This window comes from Anoxybacillus sp. ST4 (assembly GCF_019448545.1).
Classification (GTDB): Bacteria; Bacillota; Bacilli; order Bacillales; family Anoxybacillaceae; genus Anoxybacillus; species Anoxybacillus pushchinoensis.
In genome coordinates this window covers 1-360 of record NZ_JAHZOE010000084.1, presented here as the reverse complement: position 1 = coordinate 360, position 360 = coordinate 1, and the positions used below count along the sequence as shown (strand labels likewise).

1 rRNA gene is annotated in these 360 nt (G+C 56.9%); it reads right to left on the bottom strand.

The annotated features are described in order from the left end of the window. Positions 1 to 258: 258 nt before the first annotated feature. Positions 259 to 360: ribosomal RNA gene (locus K1I44_RS15105) — 16S ribosomal RNA — on the bottom strand; the annotation flags it as partial.

Sequence of the window (360 nt, the reverse complement as noted above, 5' to 3'; positions counted from 1 at the left end):
TCTAGCTACGAACTAACATCCTCCTCCGCGTCCGCTTTCTCCATCGACGTGCACGCACGTCTCGTCGAAAGCTTGCGCTTCCGTCGGATGTTTTCTTGACTACGTCAAGAACCGTTCTCCGCTTTTCTTTATGTCTAGCTACGGCTCCTAGCCCCTCGAGCCGCTTCGGTCCTGCTGTGGCGGCAACAGCCTCCTCGCAGACCCTCCAGCGCTTGTCGGGGCTGAACAGTCGCCTCCGCTTTTCGTATTTATCCTTAGAAAGGAGGTGATCCAGCCGCACCTTCCGATACGGCTACCTTGTTACGACTTCACCCCAATCATTTGCCCCACCTTCGGCGGCTGGCTCCCGTAAGGGTTACC